13 protein-coding genes and 1 pseudogene are annotated in these 20,623 nt (G+C 44.2%); 4 read left to right on the top strand and 10 right to left on the bottom strand.

The features are described from left to right. Positions 1-43 precede the first annotated feature (43 nt). Positions 44-1,219 carry an MFS transporter gene (locus AB4138_RS10115; RefSeq protein WP_017061890.1) on the top strand — a complete coding sequence of 392 codons (1,176 nt, stop codon included), beginning with the start codon at positions 44-46 and terminating at the stop codon, positions 1,217-1,219. Positions 1,220-1,432: 213 nt separating this feature from the next. Here the strand turns inward: AB4138_RS10115 and AB4138_RS10110 are convergent, their stop codons facing one another. Together AB4138_RS10110 and AB4138_RS10105 are read right to left on the bottom strand one after the other, a co-directional pair. Continuing rightward, positions 1,433-4,189 carry an immune inhibitor A domain-containing protein gene (locus AB4138_RS10110; RefSeq protein WP_372305884.1) on the bottom strand — a complete coding sequence of 919 codons (2,757 nt, stop codon included), beginning with the start codon at positions 4,187-4,189 and terminating at the stop codon, positions 1,433-1,435. 55 nt (positions 4,190-4,244) lie between these two features. Continuing rightward, positions 4,245-4,580 carry a hypothetical protein gene (locus AB4138_RS10105; protein WP_372305880.1) on the bottom strand — a complete coding sequence of 112 codons (336 nt, stop codon included), beginning with the start codon at positions 4,578-4,580 and terminating at the stop codon, positions 4,245-4,247. A gap of 826 nt (positions 4,581-5,406) precedes the next feature. Between AB4138_RS10105 and AB4138_RS10100 the strand changes: the two genes are divergently transcribed. Then, positions 5,407-6,969: a PAS domain-containing methyl-accepting chemotaxis protein gene (locus tag AB4138_RS10100; protein ID WP_017064425.1), complete on the top strand. Its 1,563-nt coding sequence runs from the start codon at positions 5,407-5,409 to the stop codon at positions 6,967-6,969. Positions 6,970-7,077: 108 nt separating this feature from the next. Here the strand turns inward: AB4138_RS10100 and tkt are convergent, their stop codons facing one another. Further along, complete coding sequence (gene tkt, locus AB4138_RS10095) at positions 7,078-9,069, bottom strand: transketolase (RefSeq protein WP_372305877.1); 1,992 nt, start codon at positions 9,067-9,069, stop codon at positions 7,078-7,080. A gap of 87 nt (positions 9,070-9,156) precedes the next feature. Next, a complete protein-coding gene (gene tal, locus AB4138_RS10090) occupies positions 9,157-10,107 on the bottom strand; it encodes a transaldolase (protein ID WP_017071458.1) in 951 nt (316 codons plus the stop codon). A 459-nt stretch (positions 10,108-10,566) separates the two neighbouring features. Here tal and AB4138_RS10085 point away from each other — a divergent pair, with 459 nt between their 5' ends. Further along, complete coding sequence (locus AB4138_RS10085) at positions 10,567-11,571, top strand: sugar-binding transcriptional regulator (protein WP_017065721.1); 1,005 nt, start codon at positions 10,567-10,569, stop codon at positions 11,569-11,571. Positions 11,572-11,743: 172 nt separating this feature from the next. Then, the gene (locus AB4138_RS10080) at positions 11,744-13,114 is read left to right on the top strand and encodes a glycoside hydrolase family 18 protein (RefSeq protein ID WP_372305873.1); all 1,371 of its coding nucleotides are present in this window, start codon (positions 11,744-11,746) and stop codon (positions 13,112-13,114) included. A gap of 91 nt (positions 13,115-13,205) precedes the next feature. Here the strand turns inward: AB4138_RS10080 and AB4138_RS10075 are convergent, their stop codons facing one another. The 6 genes and pseudogenes from AB4138_RS10075 to AB4138_RS10050 all read right to left on the bottom strand — a co-directional run. After that, positions 13,206-15,500, bottom strand: a complete 2,295-nt coding sequence (locus AB4138_RS10075) for a putative bifunctional diguanylate cyclase/phosphodiesterase (RefSeq protein ID WP_372305871.1) — start codon at positions 15,498-15,500, stop codon at positions 13,206-13,208. A gap of 385 nt (positions 15,501-15,885) precedes the next feature. After that, on the bottom strand, positions 15,886-16,734 hold the full coding sequence (locus AB4138_RS10070; protein ID WP_017065718.1) for a sulfurtransferase: 849 nt from the start codon (positions 16,732-16,734) through the stop codon (positions 15,886-15,888). Positions 16,735-16,875: 141 nt separating this feature from the next. Next, positions 16,876-17,190, bottom strand: a complete 315-nt coding sequence (locus tag AB4138_RS10065) for a hypothetical protein (protein ID WP_017061706.1) — start codon at positions 17,188-17,190, stop codon at positions 16,876-16,878. A 206-nt stretch (positions 17,191-17,396) separates the two neighbouring features. Continuing rightward, positions 17,397-18,047, bottom strand: a complete 651-nt coding sequence (locus AB4138_RS10060) for a hypothetical protein (protein WP_372305869.1) — start codon at positions 18,045-18,047, stop codon at positions 17,397-17,399. A gap of 11 nt (positions 18,048-18,058) precedes the next feature. Continuing rightward, the gene (locus AB4138_RS10055) at positions 18,059-20,194 is read right to left on the bottom strand and encodes an LruC domain-containing protein (RefSeq protein ID WP_372182778.1); all 2,136 of its coding nucleotides are present in this window, start codon (positions 20,192-20,194) and stop codon (positions 18,059-18,061) included. A 200-nt stretch (positions 20,195-20,394) separates the two neighbouring features. Continuing rightward, positions 20,395-20,623: pseudogene (locus AB4138_RS10050) on the bottom strand (hypothetical protein); the annotation flags it as partial.

Here is a 20,623-nt window from a genome sequence, read left to right as displayed (position 1 = left end):
TTTTTGGTCTATTGACCAACTGTGCTCATATTTAGGAACGAAGATGAATAGAAATGTTTGGCTGCTTTCACTGTGTCAGGCCTTGTTGATGACGGGTAACATATTACTGATCTCTGTGATTGGTTTGATCGGTAAGCAGATTGCACCCAGTGTCAGCATGATCACCTTGCCGGTTGCACTGCAGTTTTTGGGTCTAATGGCAGCCACTATTCCAGCATCTTTAATTTCAGGCAAGTTAGGGAGAAAGCGAGGATTTAGCATTGGTAATGTGGTTGGCATTACAGGAGCTAGTCTTGCCACCTACGCACTGTCTCAACAACATTTCTATTTGTTTTGTTTCGCTACGTTCTTACTTGGGATAGGCATAGGTTTTGGCACGCTTTATCGTTTTGCTGCAATCGAGGTGTGTGATGAAAATGCCCGTCACCGAGCGATCTCTATCTCGATGGCTGGTGGCGTTTTAGCCGCGGTATTAGGACCAAATTTGGCGATTATGTCGCAACAGTGGTCGCAAGATGGCTTGTACATTGGTGCTTTTGCTTCTTTGATTGGATTGAACATTCTTGCGTTACTCATCTTACAAACAATTCAGTTTCCAAAAGTCTCTTTTAATAGTCAGGCACCTAAATCCGATCCTCTCAGTGTGATAGTAAAAGCGCCTAACTTTATTGGCGCAGTGTTTGCTGCCATGGTCGCTTATGCGGTGATGAATATCCTGATGACAGCAACGCCATTGGCAATGATTGGTTGTGGCTTTGACTTTACCAAAGCAGCGGGCGTCATTGAGTGGCACGTATTGGGGATGTTTGTTCCTGCATTCTTTACTGGTTCACTTATCGAGAAGTTTGGCTCAAGAATGATGATCTTGGCAGGCGGGGTTCTGTTCGTCGTCTGTATCGCGATTAACATTCATGGCGAATCTATCTGGCACTTCAGAGCGGCTCTAGTTGTGCTTGGTGTCGGTTGGAACTTTATGTTTATCGCGGCAACAGGTTTGTTTAGTCAGTCCTACCAATCGCAGAATAAAGCTAAGGCACAAGCGTTTAATGAATTTATTGTCTTTGGCTGTGTGACGATTACAGCGATGCTCTCTGGCTGGCTAGAATCGACAGCAGGGTGGCAGAACCTCAATATCTATGTATTGCCATTCGTGTTGGCTGTTATCTTGTTGTTCGCATTTAGTGCTCGTAAATCGCGTATTCAAAAGCAGCCTGTGTAATGGATCATCTAATGGTGGTTCAGTAACTTCGTTACTGTGATTAAAACCCTAGTATCTCGAACTGCGACCAATAAAAAGCCCTACCAAATCGGTAGGGCCTTTGCTTACTGCTTAAATAATAACGTTTTCTTAAAACTGCTGTCGTGGCTTATATCCTGTGACAACAGTACTTAAGCTTGTGTTGTAAATACGCATGACAGAGCCAGCGGTGATTTACAGGTCGACCAAAATTGTCTTAGTGGTAATCCCACCTTGGTCATCGATTATCTTCAGTGTCACCTCGTGCTTTCCGTACGAAGGGAAGATTGACGTGAATGTGCGACCACGTTTGACCTTTCCATTTGGAAGTGTCCACTCGGTATCAACAATACGACCATCGCTGTCTGAACTTGTAGACCACATGGTTACCCAGCGGCCCAAGTGAATGTACTTCGCGCTCGCTTCTGGAAGGGCGTTTGGAGATTCAACACTCACTACAGATCTAAATGAATCGGTAGCGCCTTTGTCGTCGACAACAGTCAAGTTCAACGTGTATTCACCGGCCTGTTCATAAGACCAAGTTGGTGCCACTTCGGTACTTGTTGTGCCGTTCCCAAAGTCCCACAGGTAATGGGTGATCTCACCGTCTTGGTCTGAGCTGAAGTTGTTTACAGAAACATTCAGGCCAGTCACATTCAGCTCGAAGTTCGCAGTAGGAGCGACGTTGTGTTGGCTTACTTTAGATAAGCGAACCACGCCGTATTCGTTGTTGTCACTCTGATTCACAATATCGACCGCTAAACCAAACTCCGTCAGGATGCGTCCTGAATCTGGTGCTTGAGGCGATGTGTAATCTTGGTCATCCAAGAAGCTAGCATTGCCAACCAAACTGGTATCTTCGAGTACATCATTATCGCTGTTTACAAGGCGCATTGGAGTATGATCTTTGAGTGAAAACGCAGCGTCTCGAACTTGGTAGCGTGTTTGAGCCACTTCACCAGAGTTTGCCCACACCATGGCATTTTGGTCTGCATCGACCACGCCTAACCAACCTTCACCAGGGTGTTTACCTACCCAGTTGTCGGTGAGTGATTCGTCGACGTACCAAATGATCAATCCTGGGTCGAATGACATCAGTTGTCCCATGCGTTTGATGTTCGCTAGGCCTTCATCAACATCCATGTGGCTGCGCCACTGCAATAGATAGTAGTGCTGCGCTTGATGGAATCCATTACTCAGCTTGTAACCATTAAGGGAGAAGGTGGAGTTGCTCTCAGCATCATCTATTGAGGTCACTTCACCATCGACAACCACAGCAAGGTTATCTAAATAGAAGCCTTCCATTGCTAAGCCGCCATCGGTGATGTACTCAAATGAAAGTTCAACTTCTTGTCCTGCCCATTGTGAAACGTCGAACTCAGCGTTAACCCATCCGCCAGATTCGCCGCCAATAGCAGGAACGAGGCCCGTGTTGTATGGGTCGTCCATTGAGGTAATGTTGCCTGCAATGGCTTGTCCGTTGATTAGCACGCGAGCAAAGTCGTAGTCTTTTTCAATCTCATACCAAGTTTTGAAAGACAGCAGTGCAGAATCACCCGCTGGGATCACCAACTTACGAGTCATACTGTTTTTCAGATCATCACCTTTTTGAGAGTGGAATGAATACTCGCCCTCAAAGGGTTTCAGACTTTCAATCTGCTTTTCAGGAAGATCCACTTTGATCATGTTAGGACGACTGTTATCCGTTGTTTGGAACAGCGTATACACTTGTGGATTGTCTTCTAGGTCATCAATCGAGAGCTGATCATCGTTAACCCAACGTCCGCCAATCGATTTCTGTAGGAAGTGTTTTGCCCAAGAGCTGAATGCCGTTGGTTGTGTACCACCAATTTGACCAGCCCAACTGCCCGAAGACATGATTGACCAGTAAGAAACCGGTTCGCCTCTGCCTGTGTATTGCGTGTCATACTCGTCTGGTAAGCCTAAATCATGACCATATTCGTGGGCACAAACACCTGCAGCCGCATCAATCGGTTGAATGGTGTAATCGAACGCCGCGTATTGGCCACCAAATCGATCTGGAAGCGAGCTAGAAGTACCTTCCAGTACATGAGTGCGACCAAGGTTGAATCGGTGAGACCAAATCGCATCAGGGCCTAACACGCCACCACCGGCTTCTTCGCCTACCGATGCATGAAACACCATCAGGTGGTCAATCACACCATCGGGTTCGCGGAAATTTCCGTCACCGTCGTAATCGTAACGATCTTCGATGTCGTAATCGGCAAGGTTGATACTCGGATCTTGAGCCAGTTGATTCAGCGCTTCACGAACCAGTTCTTGGGCGTTTAGGTCGTTGTCGGTGGTAGGGGAGTTGCCACCATAGAATGACGCAGGCTTAGAGGCGCGATACCAACCTGCCGCTTGACCTGCAACGCTGTAACTGTCGCCTGATTCGCTTTGGTAATATTGGCGCATCGAGATTAGGTTTTCGCCATTTGGCCCTGTGTAGCCAGAATTTGAAAACAACAACTCTTGATAATGTTCAGGGCTGTAGCTCTCATAGAGCATCTGCGTGTGCTCTTCGGTCAACTTGTTGTCATCCCAGTTCAAATCAGGGAAATCGACCAACAGAGCGAGCACTTTGTCGGTACGTTTAGTGCCGACTTCTAAAGCAAAGACGCTGGCCTTTTTAACGCCAGATCCTTTCTCAATGGCTTTGAGTATTTTCGCTCGTTGTTCAAGTGCTTTTTTACCGAATTGAGCATCGCCTTTGAAACCGGAATTGATCTTATTTTTTAAGTAACGGTCAAGCGCATCGCGCTTTGCCGCATCGGTTGCATCTTGGTCGACTAAGCCTTGTCTAACTAGCATTTCAATAAGTTTGTCTTCATTAACAACGCCTAAATCAATAGGTGTTTTTGCATAACTACTGACGCTAAATAGAGTAAGCATTGCTGAAGCCAACAATGTTTTTCTCATCATTTTCATTATATTTCCTTTTTATATTTCCATGTCGATATCAGTATCAACTGCCTTATTCGAATCAGTTGTCCGAGTCTGGCCTAATACACTCTTGTGGTGTCTTATTTAACTGACGTGTGTTTGCTGTATGTTTCGTACTTTCCATCTTTTTTATACTTTCTATTTCTTTTGTATTGGTTATCTCTTTTCTATTTTTTGAATCAAACTGAGTGCTCTTTACTTTTTTAGCGTTTAGATATATACGCAAAGCTTCTTGATTGCCCTCATAGGTTAAGCCTGGACAGATAACGCCTCGTTCAATCAATGACTTCAGCAATAGTTCGTCGTTCTCAATAGTGGAAGCCTGTGACAGTGAGGAAAAAACGAGAACCATTAAAGTCATTGTTTTGTGTGACATTTTTATATCAAGCCATCAGTTTTGATTATGTAACAAAATATATTTATAAAATTAACCAATCAAACGAATAATCATTACAAATCATTATTCGTTCAGGTTTCAACATTAAGAGTTAATATCAAATAAGGGGTGTTATTTATTTTATTGTCAGTTATTTAGTAGGGTTGGGTGCATTAATAGCTGATAGTTTTAATATTTGATATCATTATTGGGTAAATGGTTATTATGCTTCAGAGCACTTTATGTAAGGTGTGGGGTTATAATTAATCAAACAAATGTTTTATTGTCGGTGTTAAAAAAATGCATGTAATAATTGAGTGTTTAGTAAATAACCATGCTGAAATTATTTTCATTCGAAATATCAATAACTAGGCTATTAAGCGCGATTTAAAGTGCTTCAAGAGAACAGATTTCACAATAGCTCGATCAAATGGAGTTATCAGATAAGAAAAAGAGCCCGCGTTTAGGCTTTTTAGTTCGTGTACGCGTTAGCGATTTACTTATGGTTGAGTAGAGGATTGCCATGGTTAAGACATCCAAGCTTACTAAAGGCTTTGTTGAATGAGTGCTGTGCAAAGATTTAAACATTCGTACATTCCATACCTCTGTTTCAATGAGAACCATGAGATTTAAACTGTAGGTAACTTAGATGATTTATAAATGTTGATTTGAGAAGAAGCGTGAAGCGTTGAGCTTTGTGAGGTGTCGAGCGTATTTTTGTATAAATAGCAGGCATTTACACAAAATGTGACGTTCACATTTTGTCATAACTTTAATAATTGTATATATTCCTCGCCTAAAACAATAATTAACAAAAGTTAATATAATGACTGTCAGCTCATCTACTCAATCTCGTGAAACGCTTCTCAGCGAAAACGAACAACTTGTCTCTACCACTGATTTAAAAGGCGTGATTACGTACAGTAATGATGCTTTTTGTCGCATAGCGGAATACAGCCAACAAGAATTGCTAGGGCAACACCACAATATCGTAAGGCATAACGATATGCCGAAAGCCGCTTTTGCTGATATGTGGGTTAACCTAAAGCAAGGTAAAGCTTGGCGTGGCATCGTAAAAAACAAAACCAAATCTGGTGGGTTTTACTGGGTCGATGCTTATGTAACTCCAATTTACGACAATGGTAAGGTGAGTGGCTACCAATCTGTTCGTGTTAAGCCAAAGAATGAATGGATACAAGTTGCAGATAAGGCTTACCAAGGCCTCTTGAAGGCTGAAAAGTCGGGTCGCCAATGGTCATTAAAGATCAGTGACAGTGTTCGTTACGCCGTGTTGCTAGGCTCTTTGGCTGCGCCGTTAATTTCAAATCTCATTGAAGTAGGGCAAGTATCACAATGGTTGTTGAGCCTACTTCCTGTTTCAGCATTAGCACTGCTTTTCCGACAAGAGCTGATTGATACTCCACTGCAGTTGAAAAAGCTGCAATCTAAATTCGATAGTGTTAGTCGTCTTGTTTATTCAGGTAATAGTCAGTTCTCTATTGCCGACTTTCACTTAAAACTATTGTCTGCAAGAATCCACACCGTATTAGGTCGCATGACAGACTCAGCCAAGCCGTTACAAGATTTGGCTGACAACCTAAATGCGACGTCATTTGAAGTATCAGAAGCCTTAGATCAACAAACAAAAGACATTCTTCAAGTACGAGAGGCGACTGAAGAGGTTGAAGTCACCGCCAATGAGGTCTCTTCTCGCACAGAAGAAGCGCACCAGATTGTTGATGTGACTTTGCAAACCTGTGCTGGCGCTAAAGAAAGCATTAATCAAACTCATCAAAACTTAGAGAGCCTAGCTTCTCAGGCTGAAAAGGCGACTCAAACGACTTACCAACTGAGCGATCAAGCGCAGAGCGTAAGCAAGATAATGGAAGAGATTGGTGGAATCGCCGAACAAACCAACTTGTTGGCCCTGAACGCTGCGATTGAAGCGGCGAGAGCGGGCGAGCAAGGACGAGGCTTTGCCGTTGTTGCCGACGAAGTCCGTGCATTGTCGGGTCGAACCTCAAAGGCTACGGTTCAGATCAAAGAGAGCATCGATACCATGCTAACGACGATTGAAGGGTGGCAGAAAGATATTCTGGCGAACCGAGAGCAAACGGACGCGTGTGGTGATGTTGCTAAGGTAAGTGCAGAGCGCTTGTCGGAAGTCGAAAACCTAATGCAATCCATGAATGAACTCATGCAGTCTGTTGAAAGTTCTGCTCATAAGCAACGTGAGCTGTCGAGTGAGGTCAATCTGCATATGCAGTCTATCGCCTCGACCGCAGAACAAAACTTAGTGGCAACGCATTCTGTGAAAGACCACTCCACAGAGCTAAAAGAACAAGTCAATGAGTTCTACCAACTGGCAAAGCGTTTCGAAGAAAAATAGCCGTTAGATTTAATCCGAATGAGAGAAAAGACAAAAAAAGCCCCGTATTTTCATGCGGGGCTTTCTGTATGCATCAACCCATTGAAGGGCGAGACAATGTATTCAAGATTAAGCTAGAAGCTCTTTCGCTGTGTTTACTACGTTTTCAGTAGTGAAACCGAACATCTTGAATAGCTCACCTGCAGGTGCAGACTCGCCGAACGTTGTCATACCGATGATCTTGCCACCGAAACCAACGTACTTGTACCAGAAGTCAGCGATGCCAGCTTCTACAGCGATACGTGCCGTTACGTCAGATGGAAGTACAGACTCACGGTACTGCGCGTCTTGTTTGTCGAACGCATCAGTAGCAGGCATAGAAACTACGCGTACTTTCTTACCTTCAGCCGTTAGCTCAGCAGCAGCGTTAACCGCTAGCTCAACTTCAGAACCCGTTGCGATAAGGATAAGCTCTGGCTTGCCTTCACAATCTTTCAGGATGTAACCACCCTTAGCGATGTTTGCTACTTGCTCAGCGTCACGATCTTGTTGTGCAAGGTTTTGACGAGAGAAGATAAGTGCAGAAGGACCATCTTTACGCTCGATTGCTAGTTTCCAAGCAACAGCAGACTCAACTTGGTCACATGGGCGCCATGTGCTCATGTTTGGAGTTAGACGTAGAGAAGCGATTTGCTCAACTGGTTGGTGAGTTGGACCATCTTCGCCAAGACCGATAGAGTCATGCGTGTAAACTTGGATGTTCTGAGTTTTCATCAGAGCAGCCATACGCATAGCGTTACGCGCGTATTCCATGAACATTAGGAACGTTGCGCCGTATGGTACGAAACCACCGTGTAGAGCGATACCGTTCATGATAGCCGTCATACCGAATTCACGTACACCGTAATGGATGTAGTTACCAGAGAAGTCGTTCGCTTCAAGAGACTTAGAACCAGACCACATAGTTAGGTTAGAAGGCGCAAGGTCAGCAGAGCCGCCCATGAATTCTGGTAGCATAGCACCGAACGCTTCTAGAGCATTTTGAGATGCTTTACGTGATGCGATGTTTGCTGGGTTAGCTTGAAGATCAGCGATGATTGCCGATGCTTTCTCTTCCCACTCAGCTGGTAGGTCACCGTTTACGCGGCGTTTGAATTCAGCTGCCAGCTCAGGGTATGCTGCTTCATAAGCTGCAAGTTTCTCGTTCCACGCTGCTTCCTTAGCTGCGCCTGCTTCTTTCGCATCCCACTCTGAGTAAACTTCCGACGGAATTTCAAAAGGACCGTGCTCCCAACCTAATTCTTTACGTGTTGCTGCAATTTCTTCAGCGCCTAGTGGAGCACCGTGACAGTCGTGCGTACCTGCTTTGTTTGGAGAACCAAAGCCAATCACTGTTTTAGTACAGATTAGAGTAGGGCGAGGGTCTGCTTTAGCCGCTTCGATAGCCGCGTTGATAGCGTCAGCATCGTGACCATCAACTGCTGGGATTACGTGCCAGCCGTAAGCTTCAAAACGCTTAGGAGTATCGTCAGAGAACCAACCTTCCACTTCGCCATCGATAGAGATGCCGTTGTCATCCCAGAAAGCAACCAGCTTACCAAGACCTAGCGTACCCGCTAGAGAACATGCTTCGTGAGAAATACCTTCCATCAGACAGCCATCACCCATGAATGCATAAGTGTAGTGGTCTACGATGTCGTGGCCTTCTTTGTTGAACTGTGCCGCAAGAGCTTTTTCAGCCATCGCCATACCAACAGCGTTGGTGATGCCTTGACCTAGAGGGCCAGTCGTTGTTTCGATGCCTGGTGCGTAGCCGTACTCTGGGTGACCTGGAGTCTTAGAATGCAGTTGACGGAAGTTTTTAAGATCTTCAATTGAAAGCTCGTAACCTGCTAGGTGAAGCAGAGAGTAAATCAGCATTGAGCCGTGGCCGTTAGACAGGATAAAACGGTCGCGGTCAGCCCACTCTGGGTTTGCTGGGTTATGGTTTAGGTGAGAGCGCCAAAGTACTTCAGCGATGTCTGCCATACCCATAGGTGCGCCTGGGTGACCAGAGTTTGCTTGTTGTACGCCGTCCATGCTTAGAGCACGAATAGCGTTAGCTAGATGTTTGCGATTCATAAGAACTTCCGAATAAAAATTAAGAAAAACAAAATTGATAAAAGTAGGGGAACTGAACGTTCCCCTATTTGAATTTGGTAAGAGTGATTACAGCTTAGCTGCGATCATGTCTTCTAGTTTGCCTTGGTCAACGGCGAAGTTGCGGATGCCTTCAGCCAGTTTCTCAACAGCCATTGCATCTTGGTTGTGGTCCCATAGGAACTCAGCGTGAGTCATCGCTGCTGGACGCTCTTTAGTACCGTTAGAGTCGATAAGCTTCTCTAATACTTCGCCTTCTGCTGCTTCTAGGTCTGCTAGAAGTTGCGGAGCGATAGTTAGACGGTCACAACCAGCAAGTTCAAGGATCTCGCCGATGTTACGGAAGCTTGCGCCCATAACAACAGTTTTGTAGCCGTGGTCTTTGTAGTAGTTGTAGATATCTGAAACAGAGATTACACCTGGATCTTCTGAAGCTTCGAAATCACGACCTTCTTTCGCTTTGTACCAGTCCATGATGCGACCAACGAAAGGAGAGATTAGGAATACGCCAGCTTCAGCACAAGCACGAGCTTGAGCGAAAGAGAATAGAAGCGTTAGGTTACAGTTGATGCCTTCTTTCTCTAGGATTTCAGCAGCACGGATGCCTTCCCAAGTAGAAGCCAGTTTGATAAGGATGCGGTCGTTAGTGATACCAGCGTCGTTGTACATTTTGATAAGTTGACGAGCTTTAGCAACGCTGCCTTCCATGTCGTAAGAAAGACGAGCATCTACTTCAGTAGAGATACGGCCAGGTACAACTTTTAGGATTTCTTTACCGATGTTCACGTTAAGCATGTCGCAAGTATCTTGAACTTGCTGTGCTTTATCACCGCTTTGCGCTTTTGCGTATTCGATAGAAGCATCGATTAGAGGAGCGTACTCAGCAATTTGAGCAGCTTTAAGAATTAGAGATGGGTTAGTTGTTGCATCTTCAGGAGTGTACTTGCTGATAGCTTCGATATCGCCAGTGTCAGCTACAACAGTTGTTAGTTTACGAAGTTGCTCTAATTTATTGCTCATTTTGATCATCCTATGTATCGCATAACACCTCATTAATGGGAGAGGTGTGGGCATTTGCAAGCTAACTAATGAAGTTCTCAATGGTTGTACCAGTGAGCCAAACTTACATTAATTTAAATTTTTCTCCGAACGAACATTTGCACAGAACATTTGATCGCTCGATGAGTAAATGATGTAGCCATATTTATCCGATCTAGCCCCAAAGTCAACGGTAAATAGTACTGTATGGTGACTTCAGTCAAATATATTTCGCTCTAGTAATCATGGGCTATGCAAGCAAACGTTTAACGAGCAAAGTGAGGTGAATTAATCAACAACAAAACCATGGTTATGACTATGAGCAAATGTACCTTGCTGTTACATATGTTCGGGGTGTAAACTTGTGTATCACTTGCTTAAGCATCGAACATTTGTTCTTCAAGCAGGTAAAATAATTGTTAAATATTGGTTGAGTGGTATATGAGTAAGAATATCCAAGATGTTTCCGAAGAAAACACTGATCTCCTCACTGAAGTAGCGGTTGCTTATTATCAAGATGGTGCCACGCAAGAAGAGATATCTAAAAAGTACTCTATCTCCCGTGCAAAGGTTGGTCGAATGCTCAAGCAAGCCCGAGATGAGGGCATTGTTGAGATCACCGTGAAATATCACCCCGTCTTTAGTGCGAAGATCGAGCAACGTTTGATCGAACGATTTGGTGTAAAGCGTGCTCTTGTAGCACTAGACCAACCAAATGAAGAGAAGCAGCGATTACAGGTTGCTGGTTTAGTGTCTAACTATCTTACCAGTACACTGAAAAACGGTATGGTGGTGACAGTAGGACAAGGGCGAAACGTATCGTCTGTTGCTCACCACACTGGCGTAATTACGCCACGAGACTGCAAATTCGTGTGTGGTATCGGCGGTATTCACCCAAGAGGCGGTATGTTTAATGCCGACCATATATGCAGGCAGCTAGCCAAAAAGTACGGTGGATCTTCTGAAACCTTATACGCGCCGGCTTATGCCGAGAATAAAGCGCAAAAAACCGCATTTATGGAAAACAGCACCGTTAAGCAGACACTCGATCTCGCTCGAAAAGCCGATGTTGCATTAGTCGGTATCGGTGATATGAGTGAAAACAGCTATATGGTCGACTTAGGTTGGTTTACCGCAGGTGAGGTCGTTCAATCTCGTTTATTGCAAGGAGTCGTCGGTGACTTTGCGGGTTATGACTTTTTCGATGTTCACGGTAAAACAGCAAACACAGTAATGAGTGACCGTGTGATTGGTTTGGCCTTGGAAGAATTCCGCCCAATTGCAGAAGTCATTGCCATTGCAGCCGAGAACAGTAAACCACTCGCTTTGTTAGGTGCACTAAGAACCGGTGTGGTCGATGTGATAGCGACCAGCGTAAGTAATGCTTTGACGGTACTTAACTTGGACGAACAACTTAGCGTGAATAAACCAAACGGCAGTGAATAGTAAGATATTTATGCTTCGTTGAATTCACTATTTGAATAATCATGGAAATTCCCCCTAATGAAACCAGTGCAATAAGGGGGATAACTATTAGACATGACTCGAATAGTAAATTTGTTCAGCGGTTGAAAGAATTATCACTCTTTAATGTTAAGCCACACTAAAGGAGATAATTATGAAACTGTCATTTATCACACACGCTATTTCTAGCAACAGTGACCAATCAAGTTCTATCTTTAAATCTATTTCTATCTTTGGGCTTAGCTCAATAGCCACGGTTTGTATGCTCACACCTACAGTACATGCCGATGATAAAGTCGTCGCAGGGTATTTTGCGGATTGGCAATATCTGAATAAAGACAACCCTTATACCGTTGACGACATACCTGCAGACAAGCTCTCACATATTATTTACGCCTTCTTGAGCATGTGTGGTCCTCATAGCGGTGCTGGTGAGCCCGTCCAAAAACAAATTAAGCAGCAATGTGCAGACAAACAACCATATACCGCGATTATTGTGGATAAAGAAGCTGCGTTAGAAGTCGATTTCGGAGACGTGGATGTTGATGTCGCCTACAGAGGTCACTTTGCCCAGTTAGCTCAACTGAAGGCCGACAATCAAAATATCAAAATCTTGCCATCATTTGGCGGGTGGACAATGTCTGAACCTTTCCATGCGATGGCGAAAGATCCTAAAGCCATTGCGCACTTTTCAAGAACTGCTGTTGAGTTGATCCAAAAATACGACTTCTTTGATGGTATTGATCTTGATTGGGAATACCCAGGAGGCGGCGGCTTAACCACTTCGCCTTGGAACCCAGAGACTAAACTAACGGATGAGCAGAAAGCGCAAGAGCGTGAAGCTTTCACACTTTTAGTAAAAACAATCAGAAGTGATTTGGACGCTCTATCAAAGACGACTCAAAGAGATTACGAGCTTTCAACGGCTGTCGGTGTTGGTGCTAAGGCAGCTCAAATTGACTGGAACGCAGCTAGCCCATATCTGACGAACATGTTTGCGATGACGTATGACTTCCTCGGAGGCTGGGGAACTCAAACAGGTCACACAACAAACTTACATGCCACCGAGCGTAGTTGGTGGGGAATGGGAGCTGATGTCTTCATTAATCAGATGATAGAGCAAGGTATTCCTAGCGAGAAGCTCGTGATCGGGGCGGCTTTTTATGGTCGAGGTTGGCAAGGGACAAAAGACTTTGCTGGAGAGCTGCCTAAAGGTGACCTAGTTTCTGAACAAGGGGCGCAGTTTGGTACCGGTGAAAACGGTTACTTCATGTTTTGGGATCTTATGAATAACTACAGCAGTAAACAAGGTTATGAGTATAAGTATGATGAGCAAGCTCAAGCACCTTATTTGTGGAACCCAGATAAAAAAGTATTCATATCTTTTGAAGATCAGCGTTCTATTAAAGCAAAGGCAGAATGGGCGAAGAAATCAGACCTAGGCGGCATTTTTACTTGGGAATTATCAGGAGATCCTTCCGGACAGTTGATCGATGTTATGCATAGTGAAATGAATAAAAAGTGAAATGAATAAATAACCGAACAGAAAATATCTAGAAAATAAGGTAGGTGTTTATCTGCCTACCTTATTTAGCTCGTCTATTTAACTCACGTTCTTAAACAGAACATTCCGTGTGCTCGGTCACTTTCTTGTTTAGGTGAGTAGCCAGCTCATCATAAGGAATAGGGCGAGAGAAGTAATAGCCTTGCATTAAGTCACATCCACATGCCTTTAGAATTGCGAAGTGTTCGTTTGATTCTACGCCTTCTGCTAATACCACCATGCCGAAGTTCTTACCGATTGCGATGATGTTTTGCACCATGGTGAGTGACTGCTGATCTACAGCAATGTTCTCAATAAAGCTCTTATCGATTTTAAGTTCATCGATAGGCAGTGCTTTCAACATACTTAGTGATGAATAACCTGTCCCGAAATCATCTAAAGAGATCTTTATATTCTTCTCTTTGAGGGCTTCAAAAGTCGGTTTCACCAAAGTCACATCTTCAATGAACAAGCTCTCGGTAATTTCTAGCGTTACACAGCTAGGAGAGAGTTGATACTTTTCTAGTGTCGCGAACAAGTGCTCAGAGAAGGATTGATGAGAAAACTGACGCACTGATATGTTGATCGACAGCCCGATCTTTTGTTCTGTTGTTCGGTGCAAGTGGGCGATCTGCATAATGCTGGACTCAATAATAAAAGTCCCCAGTTTTTGCATTAAACCCGTGTTCTCTGCTATCGGTATAAAGACATCTGGCGGAACAAAACCCAATTCCTCATCAATCCAGCGCACGAGTGCTTCTACACCATGAATACTTTCATTTGCACGAACCAGCGGTTGGAAAACCATGAACAGCGTTTGTTTCTCGATAGCGATGCGTAGCCTTTGTTCTACTTTCATTTTGTAGAGATGAGCATCTTGCATTTCCGTTGTGAAAATACTGTACGAGTTTTGCTGCTGTTTCGCTTTGTACATTGAAATATCGGCAGAACGTAACAGGCTATCCAGATCTTTTCCGTGTTCTGGGAAACGCGCTACGCCGATGCTGCAACCTAACAAAAACTGAGCGCTTTCAACTTCATAAGGTTGAGAAAGCACTTCAATAATGCGCTTGGCGAGTCGTTTAATTTCAGCTTCATTCGACAAGGGCGTCAAGAACAAAAACTCATCACTGGATTCACGTACCAATAGGCTGAGGCGAGATCGGAACCTCATCAAACGCAAAGCGATCTGTTTGAGAACCTTATCTCCAAAGTCATGCCCGTGGGTGTCATTGACGCATTTAAAGTTATCGATATCGATAAACAACAGCGAAAACGGCTCTGACTCATCGTCAATCCATTTACCAATGTTTCTACGCATGTACAAACGGTTTGGCAGAGAGGTTAAAGGGTCATGGTTCGCCTGATAAATGAGTTGGCTACGAGTCCGTTGTTCATTCTTGGCAATCGACTTAACCAAAAAGTAGAAACCAAACTGAAGAAAAATAAAGGCAACGAAAAGAATGCTGAACTCTTGTATGAATATACTATCGACGTGAGTTAGATCCGTACGTCCTACCACCCATAATTTGTAGTTTGGGATGTATTTCGCGCTCATCAAAGAGTGGTACTCTTCATCGTCGACGACAAAAGAATAGGTTTCTTGCCCATTCATCGCTTCTTGTACGCTAATTCCGAAGTGGTCGGTAAAGATACTTGCAATACGTTGTATGACATCTTTGCCGACTGGAGAGGAATAGGCACTCTCAGATTCAATATCACTTGAATAAAACTGGCGATAGCTGTCTTTTCTGATCAGGCTTAGTGTATTGAAACTTCCGGCGTGAGCATTATTTTCAAATACGATCGTTGCGTCTAATCGTAGCCCTGCGGTCATTACTGCATCGGTTTTCTTGCCATCGATTGAAATGGATTTTCTCAGCGGGATGACTAAGCTATTCAACGAATCTTGAAAATAGGTACGGCCAAGCACCATGCTACTGCTTGATAGGGCGTTTAGGAAGGAGCCTCTGGTTGGCGCGTATTGCAGCAAGTTCCTTTGATTCGCAAGTTCGAGATTTGAGCTAATCGAGAGGTAATCACCGTCGGTGTTCAACAAGCCAAACGCTGCTATCGCAGGGTGGGTCTCAAGTAGCTTGTCTAATATTGGCCTAATCTGGATAGATGCAGTACGTGTGAAATCAGACTGTTGAGCCAGTTGATGGCCAACCACTTCTAACAAGGCTTCTTGACTGGTCAGCAGCGAGTTGACGGAGCTAGAAAAAAGCTCAACCTGAATGTGTTGCTGCTCTATGAAGTCGTCTCTGTTTGCTTTCCAGTTTGTTATTCCCAACGCGGCGAAAAGTATCAGGGTCAGTAGTACGACAAACGCGTACAGCGACCAGATATTTTGCTTAAATAGAGCCATGAGATGCCTTTGTTGGTTACTACTTTTAACAGACTGCAAGTGACAAACTATTGGGTTGTCAGCGCGATTCATGCAACGAAAAATACAAACATCAATGATGAAAGTATTAATGATTAAATAGTGTAACGACTACGAGCAGAGATTCTTGAGTGAAAAATTAGTATTCATAACGTCGATAACGATTAGTTTATGATTAATCACGAATTATGGTTAGCAAGTTGATGTGGGTTACAAATCAAACGGCGTGAATCGAGTCTTGGTCTCAAATGAACATAGCGTTGACTGCGACATAGAGGCTTACTTCATGAGACGTGGAGCCATCATTATCAGTAAGCTCTTTATGCATGCGCAGTATATTCTAATAGTTGCATTAAGCGAAGTTGAATTACTTTTTAGTCACGGCGATAGGGAGTTTGTCGTTAGCACCCCATTCCGTCCATGAACCATCGTAAACACCCATTTCACCGTTATAGCCAGCGAGTTTAGCGGCTAATAATATGATGCAAGCTGTTACGCCAGAGCCACAGCTAAAGAACATAGGTTGAGAAGGCGTTAATTCTAGCGTTGAAAAGATATCAATAAGCTCTTCTTGGGACTTTAACTTGCCGTTTTTGAGTACTTGGGCAAATGGTAGGCAAATAGAATTCGGTATATGGCCACTACGCAAGCCTTCACGTGGTTCAGGAACTTCTGAATCGAAACGAGCTTGAGAACGAGCATCTACAATGTTTGCGCTCTTGTCAGTTGAGTAACCTTCAATCTGCTGAGCACTGACAAAGTAGTTGTCTTGAATATGGCCTTCAAAATTGCCCGCTTTTACTTCGGTGCGATAGTCAGTCTCGGTCGCGTAACCGGCTTCGATCCAAGCTGGCAAACCGCCATCTAAGATGAATACGTCGTTGTGTCCCATTGCCATAAACATCCACCACGCACGAGGAGAAGCGAAGGTTCCGGAGTTATCGTAAACCACAATCGTACTGTCTTGATTGATGCCAATTTCTTTTGCGCGAGTGTTGAAGTGTTTTTCGCTCGGAAACATGTGAGGAAGCAGAGTGTGCTTGTTACAAAAGTCTTTGTCGTAGTCAAAACGAATAGCACCAGGAATCATTTGTCCTTTGATCTTTTCTGACTCGCTTGGAATTTGAAACTCGATGCTGGCGTCGAGGATGATGATATTGTCTTCTGCTAGCAAACGTTGTTGAAGTTGTTGTGGTGAGATGAGTGGCTGATTCATTATTGTTATATCCATTCTTGTTGTTTTAGCGATTCTTGTTGTTTTAGCGATTCTTACTGTTTTAGCGAATACAGTGGTAGAGCGATTACTGTTGCTTTTGCGAATACAGTTGCTTTACGAATACCGTTGTTGCATCGATGGCTACTGTGCAGCTCGACAGTGGATGAACTGATAACTGCTTTGTCCGGTTATTTGATTGTTTAATGTATCAAGCGCGACCACAGAATCAATAGGGCAGTCTGTGGTAGGAGCAATAGAGAGCCGAAATACGTCATTATCTTTTGTCTGAACCGTCAGATAACGCCTGTGCCCATCTAAGGATTGAGTAAGCGTGTTCGAAATTACTTTGGCTTGAATACGTTGCCCCGTCTCTGATGTTAGCGGGAAATAGGCAAGGGCAACTAACACGCCTACGCCACACATTAAGATAAATAGACCTATTTTTAACTGTTTCATGAGAGTAAGTCTTTGAAGGTTATGTTGAAAATATAAGTGAGGTTGGTGGTAAAGTGAATGCTACTCGCTAAGAAAGCTGAATTAACTGCTCTTCGACGAAAATAAAAAAGTGAGCATTTCTGCTCACTTCCTACTTACAAACAATCCATTTTGACTCTGTTTCGTCAGAGATCTCGCTAACGACAAGTTACCTGCTGTTCAACAATTTACTGCCAGACAATCTGAGAGTCGCCGCTAGAAACCACTTGTTGTAATGGAGGTTGACCATCGTAAAACCAAATCTCTATCAAGAGTGCGTCATGGTTTACTGGTGCTGCAAAGTTGGAGGCGAACACACCGTTATCTAGTGGGCCCGCAATGACCTTGCTGGAGTAATCCGGCTTCAAGGTTGAGTCATCTCTTGTACTAAAGCGGCTATAAACGGTCACAAAAGAACGGTCTGTCGAAATGCTGCTGATGTCAATGTTGAGATCAAACTGTTCAACAGAGTTGTAGTCAAATCCATCAGGTACCACCAAATCACTCATCGTATAGCTCTGCGCTGCTACCGCACTTGTCGCGGGAGACGGCGAAGGCGTTGCTGTTACCGGAGTCGTTGCTGTTACCGGATTCGTTGCTGTTACCGGATTCGACGGAGTTGCAGGTGTCGAGGGTGTAGATGGTGATGCCGTAGATGTACTTCCGCCCCCACCGCCGCCTCCACAGCCGGCTAATACTAATGGCGCTGCAGCTAAAATAACGGCTAGTGACTTCTTGATGTTCCAAGTGCTTTGTACAGACATACGTTTTTCCTCAAAGAGATTGCGACTTGAATCAACGCAATGATTGTCTCGATATTGTTTAGTGTGAATAGTCATAACGTCTCTCCTTATGGTTCGTAACGTTGGTTGTCTGCAGGTGATTGGTACCATGTTTGGTTCGTTTCACCGCCGGATTCTGCGTATTCTTTAAACTCTGGGTAAGCGGTAACAATATCGACGTACTCTAAAGGCCACTCCCATTCGTCATCCGAAGTCACTATTAGTGCCCAAGGGTGGTTTTCTACTGTTTTGAAGTATTTACCTGTTGATGGATTACTGTCATCGACGCCTAAACCAGCTTCAAAGAGGTTAGTGGTATCAAATGCTTCGGTTGGAGCTTGGTCTGGCAAGTGAACCTCCCAGCTGCGTCCTGGATGTAGAGGTAGGTTTTCACCGTGATAATAACCAGGCGTTGCGAAAATGAACGGGTCGTAAGGCATATCGGTCCAGCTGCCTGTGCTCACACCGTCACCGGCTAAAGTAATACCAATTTGGAATGAGAACTGCTCATCCTCTTTACATCCATTACTGGTGCGGTAGAAGGTACAGCCAGTGCTGATTTTTTCTGTCAGGTCATTGGCGATAACAAAGATTGCTTCACTACGTCCATCTTCTAGGTCAAGGTCAGTGAATACACCGTTGTGTTTCATGTAAGAGCTGCCATTACTCACTAAGCTCGGGTCTAGGTTAGGAAGTCGAACAGCAAAACCATTTCTGTACGTTGCCCCGACAGCAGCTAGGCGGCCGTCGATAGTGGACTTAACGACTTTTCCATCTTTAAGGATCTCAGTAATGCGATACATAAGAACAGCATCGTTCATGTCGTAATCTGCTTTATATGGCCAGTTATCTTCGTACGCGAGCGTTGCGTAACCAGAAGCACTTGGGAAGTAACGAGCAGTGGCACCATCGTTAAGAACATCGACTTGAATATCGACCACCTCACCAGAGGTTGAACCGCCAAAGTAACTTAGGTTGGTTTGTTGACTGAATCTAAAGCGAGCCCACGTCGTACCGGTCAGAGCGTTGATATCGACATTTAGGAACAGATCGTTTTCACCCGTATCTAACAGGTAATCGGTAAATACTTGCTCGTTGGCGCCATCGAAACTGCCATCTTGGTTCCAATCTATCCAAGCCGAAAGGTAACCGGTTGTTGAAGCCTCAATCACCACTTTTGAATCAAGACCAGCTTCAAGTGCGGTTACAAAACCGATACCACCGTTCGCCCACTCATCATCAATACCCACGCTTTCATCCGATTGCGGTGTTACGTAGCCGTCAAGATCGGCGTCGGGCGCGTCTGTACCTAACCAAGTCACGCCATCTAGTTCATGTCGAGGACCGTTACTTGCTAATAACGTTAGATAGGTATCTGGAGCGTCACCGAAGTCGATGTTGGAATCTTCATCTACGACAGGCGCATTCGCACAGCGAGCACCATCATTTTGATTCGAAGAAGGGCCATTCGATACGAACTCTACAGCAGGAACGACACCTGCAGCGATGTTTGCAGCGTTATCTGGGGATAGGTTGATACGGTAGATCTTACCGTCTTGATTTCGAGATACGTAATAGTAGCCGTTTACATCAAAATAACCTGCGCCAAACGTCCCTGTTTCTCCGGTATCACCAATATAGGTTTCTGCACCTGTAGTTGGGTTGAAGCTGTACAAGCCACCCGAGTTATTGTCGATACCATATAAAGAGCCATCACTTGGATGGAAAGCAAAATCAGTCAGTTTTACAGTTGCAGGGCTGCCTGCGATTTTGTTGACCGTGACGGTCGCATTCGGATCAGAGTCTAAAGGAGAGAGGTCAACAGTAAATAGTCCCTTACCTGTACGATACAAGTAGTAAACATGGTCATAGACGTCGCCGACATAGAAAGTGTGATCGGTTGGTAAGCCACTGGTATTGATAACTTCTGCTTGGAAGTCTTGACCAAGACGCACTAAACGTTTGTTGGTGGTGTCATAGCCATAAATATATCTGTCTTGAAAGTCGAAACCGACACCATTGATATTGGCATTCATACCCGTATCGTCTTCTAACAGTGTGGTTGAACCTGTTACTAGGTTTACACCCCAAACTTCAACGGGTTTCGACTGAAAGAGGTATGCTTGACTAGGGCAGGTATCGAATGGCGCTGCGTTGGCGACTAGAGGGGCACTTAATAGCAAACTTAACGTTGTAATTCTCATATCTACATCCTTGTGATGGAAGGTCTAGATATTCAATCAAGTTACGTGCCAGTTTTAAGTATTTGATTTAATGGGTTTTTATTATTTATCGAGTTCAGTTTCCAATTTGAGTGTCAATATGAAAGTGTGCCATCCAAATAGCCAAAGGCCTTTATATTTCTATTTGATTAGAGCTAAGGATACAAGAGCTTAGGCGGTAATTACGAGTGATTGTCTAATAGGCTCTGTATGTATTCACTCGTGAATGGAACAATATCTGAGACCACTTTGGATGCTAAAATGCTTTCAGCGTTAGCTTTTATTCTGACATATCGAAAATGCTTGCCATAAACCTTTACTCCTCCAAACGGTAAACTCTTTCCTTTGTTAATCAATTCACAATCTGAGTTTGATTCATAAAGGGAATACCCCAGGGCAAGATCATGAAAA

Origin of the sequence: Vibrio sp. 10N.286.52.C3, assembly GCF_041468865.1 — a bacterium.
Classification (GTDB): domain Bacteria; phylum Pseudomonadota; class Gammaproteobacteria; order Enterobacterales; family Vibrionaceae; genus Vibrio; species Vibrio crassostreae_C.
Note: the sequence above shows the minus strand (reverse complement) of the source record. Positions and strands in the feature narration are given on the sequence as shown.

Excerpts from the sequence above, each read along its gene's own strand:
- AB4138_RS10065 (WP_017061706.1), bottom strand. The coding sequence starts at position 17,190 with ATGAAACAGTTAAAAATAGGTCTATTTATCTTAATGTGTGGCGTAGGC.
- AB4138_RS10055 (WP_372182778.1), bottom strand. The coding sequence starts at position 20,194 with ATGAGAATTACAACGTTAAGTTTGCTATTAAGTGCCCCTCTAGTCGCC.
- tkt (WP_372305877.1), bottom strand. The coding sequence starts at position 9,069 with ATGAATCGCAAACATCTAGCTAACGCTATTCGTGCTCTAAGCATGGAC.
- AB4138_RS10060 (WP_372305869.1), bottom strand. The coding sequence starts at position 18,047 with ATGACTATTCACACTAAACAATATCGAGACAATCATTGCGTTGATTCA.
- AB4138_RS10110 (WP_372305884.1), bottom strand. The coding sequence starts at position 4,189 with ATGAAAATGATGAGAAAAACATTGTTGGCTTCAGCAATGCTTACTCTA.
- AB4138_RS10075 (WP_372305871.1), bottom strand. The coding sequence starts at position 15,500 with ATGGCTCTATTTAAGCAAAATATCTGGTCGCTGTACGCGTTTGTCGTA.
- AB4138_RS10070 (WP_017065718.1), bottom strand. The coding sequence starts at position 16,734 with ATGAATCAGCCACTCATCTCACCACAACAACTTCAACAACGTTTGCTA.
- AB4138_RS10080 (WP_372305873.1), top strand. The coding sequence starts at position 11,744 with ATGAAACTGTCATTTATCACACACGCTATTTCTAGCAACAGTGACCAA.
- AB4138_RS10100 (WP_017064425.1), top strand. The coding sequence starts at position 5,407 with ATGACTGTCAGCTCATCTACTCAATCTCGTGAAACGCTTCTCAGCGAA.
- AB4138_RS10105 (WP_372305880.1), bottom strand. The coding sequence starts at position 4,580 with ATGTCACACAAAACAATGACTTTAATGGTTCTCGTTTTTTCCTCACTG.
- tal (WP_017071458.1), bottom strand. The coding sequence starts at position 10,107 with ATGAGCAATAAATTAGAGCAACTTCGTAAACTAACAACTGTTGTAGCT.
- AB4138_RS10115 (WP_017061890.1), top strand. The coding sequence starts at position 44 with ATGAATAGAAATGTTTGGCTGCTTTCACTGTGTCAGGCCTTGTTGATG.
- AB4138_RS10085 (WP_017065721.1), top strand. The coding sequence starts at position 10,567 with ATGAGTAAGAATATCCAAGATGTTTCCGAAGAAAACACTGATCTCCTC.